This is a genomic window from Chthoniobacter sp. (assembly GCF_040003245.1).
In the GTDB taxonomy this organism is placed as follows: domain Bacteria; phylum Verrucomicrobiota; class Verrucomicrobiia; order Chthoniobacterales; family Chthoniobacteraceae; genus Chthoniobacter.
The window spans coordinates 1-5814 of sequence record NZ_JBDUCX010000336.1 but is presented as its reverse complement, the minus strand read 5'-3'; the positions used below and the strand labels follow the sequence as shown (position 1 = coordinate 5814).

General features: G+C 61.7%; 3 protein-coding genes and 1 pseudogene. All 4 read right to left on the bottom strand.

The genetic code is table 11. The features are described from left to right. The coding region (locus ABJF10_RS28775; RefSeq protein ID WP_348548050.1) for a PmoA family protein at nt 1-881 on the bottom strand (881 nt) is incomplete at its 3' end. A gap of 94 nt (nt 882-975) precedes the next feature. Further along, nucleotides 976-2415 (bottom strand): DUF1080 domain-containing protein, encoded by a 1440-nt coding sequence (locus tag ABJF10_RS28770; RefSeq protein ID WP_348548049.1) that lies wholly within the window; start codon nt 2413-2415, stop codon nt 976-978. A gap of 70 nt (nt 2416-2485) precedes the next feature. After that, a complete protein-coding gene (locus ABJF10_RS28765) occupies nt 2486-5482 on the bottom strand; it encodes a hypothetical protein (RefSeq protein ID WP_348548048.1) in 2997 nt (998 codons plus the stop codon). Between the two features lie 3 nt (nt 5483-5485). Continuing rightward, nucleotides 5486-5814: pseudogene (locus ABJF10_RS28760) on the bottom strand (gfo/Idh/MocA family oxidoreductase); the annotation flags it as partial.

Here is a 5814-nt window from a genome sequence, read left to right as displayed (position 1 = left end):
AAGTCGCCCTTGTGCGGATGCTCCTTGTCGGCCTCGAAATCATGCTGGCCAAAGGGATTCGCGGCGAAGAGCCCGTAAGTGCGCACATGCCACCACGTGGGATGGCGAAGGTTGGCCGGGTGATCCATCATCGTGAGGCACACCGGTTGACCGCTCGGATCGGGGCCGTAGTAGCTGACCCATTTCGCCCGCGTTCCCCAGGCTTTGGCGTCGGCCAGACCGGCGCTGGTCAGGATGTGGCCCCGGCCGCCCTGCGTGTTGTATTTGTTGCCGCTGGCCGCGAGCCAGGGCGCCACGCGGATGGCGACCGTGCCCTCCTTGGTATCCCGGAAGGTCACCGCGTCAGCGTTGGCTGCGAGGGTGACGGAGAGGTCGATCTGCCGTGCTCCCTCGGGTAGTGCGGTGATGATGCAGCGGCGCTCGTCGTTCAGCACGACGTCGCCTTGGGGAGTCAGCCACTTGGCTTGCGCGGTAAAGGAAGCGCTCGCGCCGTTCGCTTTCACGTTGGTAAATCCGGTGTGCTCGACGTGGCCTGCGTCGGGGCCGACAGCCCAGAAATTGACACCGTTCACCCCATCATGGGCGATCCAGATGGAGTGGTGGTGTGGGTGGTCCACCGTCACACCGGCCGGTGCCGGAAACTCACGCGTCAAGCCGACGCCATCGGGACCGATGACGGGATAGAAGTTAGGATTCGTCGTTCCGCTCGTCGCGTATTCGGTAAAGAGCGCGCCGTCGATCTCGATGCGCAGTCCATCGCCCGAACGCGCCACGGCCACGGTCTGCGCATCGAGCGTTGCATGCGAAGCCAGGAGAAGAGCGGCTGCCGAAATTGCGAGAAGGGCAGTGGCGGGGGAAGAGGGCAGAGCGGGGGTGTGCATAAAAGGAATTGCCGCCTGCTTGCCGCCTGCTTGACGGCTTCGAGCGAAGCGAAGTGTTTCAGCGACGGAATGCGCAGTTTGCAATTCCCATGAACTATTCGACGCGCTTCACCTTGAAGCTGCGGAACTCGACGGGATCGCTGTGGCCGGCGAAGCCGATGAAACCTTTGCGGGCGTCCAGTCCCTTCGGCACTTTCGCGAGTTGGCTGCGGTCGAACGTGTCGATGTCCACGTCGAGGATTTTGGTCCCGTTGAGCGTCACTTTGATTTTTTGGCCGTTCACTTCGATCTCCTCGAAATTCCACTCGCCGACCGGGCGGAGATAACCGTGCTTCGCGCCGACGCAGTAGTAGAGCGAGCCGTGATATTGCTCGGGCTTGAGTCCCGGTTTGCCCGCGGCGGCCTGTTTGGCGTTGTAGCCGTCGCTGTCGAGGACCTGGAGCTCGAGGCCGTCTGACGAGGAATGGCCGCCGAGCGGTGTGCGCAGAGCGATGCCGTTGTTGCCGGCGGGCGGGAGCTTGAACTCGACGCGGATGATGCCGTTTTCAAATTCCTCTTTGGTCAGCAAATCGCCGCCTTTGCCGGGCTTGCAGGCGATGGCGTCATTCTTCATTTCGTAACTGTCCACCGCGCCCTGCCAGTTGCTCAGATCCTTGCCGTTGACCTGCTCGACAAAGCCCGCGGCATTGCGGCTGGCGAGTTCCTTGTTCGCTTCATCGGCGGGAATTTCGCGGAGGTAAACATTGCGCCAGCGGATCTCGCTGCCGTGCGTCTGGAGCTGGATCGGGCCTTTCGGAAAGGCGGGATCTTTCATCCAACCGTTGGGCAGCTCCTCCACAGCCTTCTTCTCCGCGGGCGCGGCGCCGGGCTTGGCGTAGGCGATGTATCCGGCCTTCTTGTTCGCGAAGAAGTTCTCCAAGACCGCGTTGTCCACCACGGTTTCGCCGTTGAAGACGACTGTCACCCGCTCGCCGATCATGCGGATTTTGAAGCTGTTCCATTCGCCGAATGGCTTGTCCATTTTCTTGCTCGGATCTTTGCCCGGCGCGCCCTTGCTGTTGTTCCAAAGACCGCCGGATCCTTTGTCCTGGCCGAGTCCGCGGGGATCGCCCTTGGTCGTGTCCCAGATTTGGACCTGGGGGATGCCGCGCAAATACACGCCGCTGTCGCCCTCGGGCAACGCCTTGTATTCGACCTGAAGTTCGAAGTCGCCGTAGTCCTTGTCGGTCGTCAGGTAAAGGCCTTTGCCGTCGTTGATGAGCTCGCCGTTCTCGACCTTCCAATGCGCATTGATGTTCTCCGGGCCCTGCTTGCCTTCCGGCAACCCGCCCTCGATCGATTTCGTTTTGTAGGCTGCTCGTTCCTCAGCCGACATATTCTGCAGCTCGGTCGGATCCTTCGTGCTCCAGCCATACCAGCCGGAAAGGTCTTTACCGTTGAAGAGCGCGGTGAAGCCGCTGGGCGGCACGTTGTCGGCGGCCCAGGCCGGCGCGGTGGCGAGGGCGAGTAGTGGGAAGAGGTGGTTTAGTTTCATGATGTTTGGATGAGCTGGGTGGGACGAAAGTGGGTTTGGTTCAGCGGCCGGATTCCTTTTCCATGCCGTCTCATGGGAAGCGCAAGGTGACGAAGTCGTTGTTCTCCAGCGGCAGCGACAGCGTCACGGTCGTTGGTGACGTTTGTTCAAACCGGATCGCGCCACGCGTGGCGGACTCGGCGGCGGCGATCTGACGTGTCACGGTGACGGTCAGCTTCAGATTGGCGATGGGTTCGAGCGTGTAGTTCGCCAGCGGGATGAGGATGCCTTTCTCATGTGGCATGAACACGGCATCCACCAGCGGATGGCTGCATTGAATCGGCGTGGTGATGTGGGCCGTGCGGGTGGGCGCGAGGATGAGATCACGAATCTCAGCCGGAAACCGCCAGGGGTTGTAGCTGCGTTCGAGCAACTTGGCATCGCGCTCTTCGTCGGCATTCAGCGGTGATTGGTCGTCGATCTTCTTTTGCAGCGCCGCCCGATGATCAAGCGCCGTCTTGATGTAGCTGAGCGCCGGCAAGAAGCCGCAGCAGAAGACGCTGCCATTGCCAGCGGTGCCCCGCACCAGGGCGGGACTGTCGTCTTGAAAGGTGGCATTCACCTCGCAGCGATCACCGGGCGTGAGCGACTGCTTGACGGCCAGCACAGGCACGGTGAAGCCGGGCAGATGGACCTGGTCTTTCGCTGCGAGCGTCGAGAGGTAGCGGCCCGATGCCTGAAACTTCTGAAGCTCGACGATTTCGCCTCGCTGGGCAGGCAGTATCTCATCCAGCACATGCAGCGGGCGGTTGAATTCATCGCGCGAGGCTGCGCCGGCACTGAGCCAAAGCGTGCCGCCGTTTTGCACCCATGCTTTGAGTTTCACTGCGGCGGCACGCGTGAGATTCGGTCCGCTGAGATAGCAGACTTTATACTTGTCGAGCATGCCGCGCTCCACCTGCCGCTCCGCCACGACATCCACCGGCACCTGCGCGTGAGCGAGCGCCATCCAGGTGTGCATGCGGTCAAAACCAAACGCGAAGGTGCGATCCACCGTCCACACATCGCTGGCCGTGCTGTAGAGCAGCGCCACTTGCGCGGGCGCTGGCATCGCCGTGAGCAGCATGTCCTCGACGGCACCGATCTCGCGCGTGATCGCCGCATTTGCCGTCCACGTCTCAGGCCTGCCCTGCCAGACATGCGCACGCCAGTAGGGTCCGCCTTCGTGCGTGGCCCAGGTGGGACCGTAACTGAAGTTGTTGAGAATTTTCACGCCGCGCGCGACCTCGCTCGTGGCCTTTAGCTTGATGTCCCAGGCTTTGCGGTTCGCATGGGCGACGAGGTGATGCGCGATCACTTGCCCGCGCTCACGCGCCGCACCGCGCATGAGATCGACATTGAACGACGCGCACTGATACGACGACGCACCGTTCGACCAGTCCTCGCCCCAGATCGCGTTTTGATCCGGCGAATCGAGCAACTCGAAATAGTCCACGCCCTGGATGCAGAAGTTCGCGCCATACACCGCGCCATCGCTGAAGTTCGCGAGCACGGGGAAATTGCCGCCGTAGGCTTGCTTCGCCATTTTCGCCTGGACCGCCATGAAATCGCCCAGCGCACGCGTGCGGAAGAGCTGGGAGAAATAATACAGCGCGGGAAACTCGTCGCGTTGGGCGCTGGTGACGATCTTCACCTCGTCCCACGATTTCAACAGCAGGTCCGCCGGTGTTTTGCCCAGCATTTTCAACCATGCACGGAACGGCTCCACATAGGATGGCTCCTTCGCCGCAAAATCGAGCGGCTGCCCCGTCGGCTCGTCGGTGAGTTCGCAGAACACGATGTCCGCCACTTTGCCGCCTTCCCGTTTGAACTCCGCCGCGGCTGCGGTGAACTTGTCGCGCATCTTGTCGATCTCGGGCAGGCAATAGGATTGGTCTTTCATCAACCACGCGCCGCCGATGTGGCGCAGGTGGTTGTCGGTGAAGCCGAAGTAATCGAGCGTCTTCTGCTCGCGTGCGCGGACGATTTCGTCCGTCGGCGTAAACTTGTTGCTGATACTCTCGGAAACGAAGAACGGGAACTTCTGCGGTCGTTTGCCATGGGTGGGCCACGCATGTGCATCCGCGAGCTGGCCGCTGGCCTCAGCGATTTCACGATCCGTCTTCAGCAGAGCTAGATTCACCGGCGTGAGCAAATTCGGCGGCATGAAGATGGCGACGGTGCCGGGCTGGTTATCCAGCTTGATCGTGCGCACGATGGATTTCTCGTCAGGCGCGGTGGCAAACTCAAACGTGGCCCGCAGGCCGTCCGCATAGTCCGTGTAGCCGTGTCGCGCGGTGATGCGCAGCATCGCGCCGCTGTCCTGGTAGATCATCGGCGTGAGATTGCACCAGCCGGTGTTCTCCCCGGAGACGAGCAGGTCGCTCTTTTTCGCCGAGACTCCAGGCATCGCGCCGGATTTGCCGAGCGAGTAGTGCTGATACCACGGCGCATGAAAATGATCCGCGAAGATGTGGATGTAGGCGGGTCGGTCGTAGCCTGCGCCCAAAGTCACGCGCAGATAGGTCTGCGCACCGTAGGCGAGGTGGTTCGGCACCAGTTTGTCATCCATCGTCAGCAGCAGGCAGTCCACCTGCCGCGACGGGCCGCTGGAATTTTTGCCCTCATGCTTGCTGAGCTGCAGCGTGATCTCGCCCTCGGGCAGCTCGGCTTCAAACGACCGCCACACCTGCGTGTCGCGGGCGCTTTTGCCTTCGAACTCCGCATCAAGCAATGCATCTGCCAGCACGCGACCGCCGCTCAACGCGGAGACATGAAACGGCCCGCGCCAGCTTGGGTGGCTGATGTAGCGCACCCAGACGTGATAGCGCCCGGCGTCCTTGATGCTGACATTCGTCGTCGCCACACCATCCTTCTGACCGCTGGCGCCACCCAGCATCTTCAAGCCGGAGGCCGACTTGGTGGACGGACCTTCGATGACCGACCATCCGCCGGTGCTGGTGAAGCTTTCCGCCTCGACGAACACTTCACCCGCAGATGCACGTGACACCGGCAGCATCAAGAGCGCAGCGAACAGCAGACTTTTCATGGCTCAGATTTCCGATTCCTTCGGCACCACGAACGGCGCTCGATATTCGCGGGCAAGCAGCGCGTCCGCGGCCGCATTGTCGAGGAAGCTCTCTTTGCCGCCATCGATGCGGAGGTGCTGGCCGAGGGTGAGCTTCGTCTTGTCGAGATCGGCGCCCGCCTCACTGAGATAGTGTTTCGTGCGCTCCAGCGTGTCTTGCACGTCCTCGTGGACCTTGATGTCGCCAAGTTGTTTCGAGAGGTCGTTCACCGACGCGGTTTGACCGAGGCGATAGGAAATGTTCGCGATGTGGCAGAGCGAGGTGCTTTGGTGGCCTTCCTCGATGTCGGCCT

Bases quoted from the DNA above. Each gene is read 5' to 3' on its own strand.
- ABJF10_RS28765 (WP_348548048.1), bottom strand. From the start codon at position 5,482: ATGAAAAGTCTGCTGTTCGCTGCGCTCTTGATGCTGCCGGTGTCACGT.
- ABJF10_RS28770 (WP_348548049.1), bottom strand. From the start codon at position 2,415: ATGAAACTAAACCACCTCTTCCCACTACTCGCCCTCGCCACCGCGCCG.